Origin of the sequence: Aeromonas sp. QDB68 (genome assembly GCF_027707405.1) — a bacterium.
GTDB classification, from domain to species: domain Bacteria; phylum Pseudomonadota; class Gammaproteobacteria; order Enterobacterales; family Aeromonadaceae; genus Aeromonas; species Aeromonas caviae.
The window spans coordinates 1-1390 of the sequence record NZ_JAPCIQ010000207.1 but is presented as its reverse complement, the minus strand read 5'-3'; the positions used below and the strand labels follow the sequence as shown (position 1 = coordinate 1390).

Annotated in this window: 1 protein-coding gene; it reads left to right on the top strand. The window is 49.4% G+C overall.

The genetic code is table 11. The features are described from left to right. Positions 1-102: 102 nt before the first annotated feature. Positions 103-1377: an IS4-like element ISApu2 family transposase gene (locus PG892_RS22240; protein ID WP_011191341.1), complete on the top strand. Its 1275-nt coding sequence runs from the start codon at positions 103-105 to the stop codon at positions 1375-1377. The last annotated feature ends 13 nt before the right edge of the window (positions 1378-1390 follow it).

Sequence of the window (1390 nt, the reverse complement as noted above, 5' to 3'; positions counted from 1 at the left end):
TCATGTACAGGATCTTTAGCTACAACCAATTGAAATAGATAGAAAAAAGGCTTCGTTTGTGATCTGATTTAATCGCAAAAAAAAACCGACACGCCCGAAGCCATGACTATTATCAATGCAACCCAGTACCTCAAGCAACTTCTTAGCTCTTCTGAACTCAACCGGATCGGTAAATTTACCGGTTTTTGTCAGCGACTCCGGGATATCCAGCCTGCGAGACTACTCCCGGCTCTGCTCTCAGGGCTTGGTTGCGACAAGGTGGATGGTATTGCTGGTTTGCATCGCCATTTCAATGCGTTGCAGCTCCATGATACTGACCAAATAGCGTATAAACCCTTTCACAACCAGTTACGCAAGCAGGGTTTTCCCTTGTTCATGCGCGCACTGGTTGAACGAGCCATCGCCTTACGCCTCAAGGAGTGTCTACCGGACGCCCACGGACTGGCAGGCTTTGAGCAGGTACTGCTGCAGGACGGGTCGTCATTCGCGTTACATCCGCAATTGGCAGAACATTTCCCGGGCCGATTCAATAAGCACAGCCCCGCTGCGGTAGAGTGTCATATGACCATGTCCTTGCTGGACCAGTCGCCGATATCGATGAGTATCACGGCGGATACCGAATCGGAGCGCAAGCATCTTCCGGCCGCAAATTCGTTAAATAACAAACTGTTATTGGCGGATGCCGGTTACATCAGCCGCGAGTACTTTGCTGATGTGACCAAAGCCAAAGGAAGCTATCTGGTCAGAGGGAGTCAAAATCTCAATCCCAAAGTACAGGCAGCTTACCGACAGGACGGCAGGGAAATGCCCAAGTTACTCGGAAAAAAGCTCAAGGATATCGATCGGAGAAGCTGCAGAGCCGAGGTTCTGGATCTGGATGTGAGTTCGGGAAAGTATAAATATCGACTCATAAGACGTTGGTTTGCAGAGGAAAAACGGTTCTGTATATGGATGACCAATCTTCCGCGTGAGCGATGGCCAGCCGAGAAGGTGATGGCATTGTATCGTTGCCGTTGGCAGATCGAACTGTTGTTCAAAGAGCTGAAATCACATAACCGGTTGAAGGCGTTCGCGACACGACAAAAAGCGATAGCGGAAGGCTTGATCTGGGCTAGTTTGCTGGCCTTGCTGGTCAAACGTCGGCTGGCGCTGACGCTGATTGGCAGCGCGGAGTTATCGATGCTGAAGATTGCCAAAAACAGCGCGCTTTGGTTAATGCCGATATTGGCGAGCATCATCCATGGTGCGTGGCAGGAAATAACAGAGAAGTTGGAGTGGGCAATGGTGTATTTATCCAAAAACGGCAAAAAGAGTAGGCAGAGAAAATCCAAGCAAAACAACACGTTAGACGGTATTATTAATTCGCTTGCCGCTTAAGGTTCTGTACATG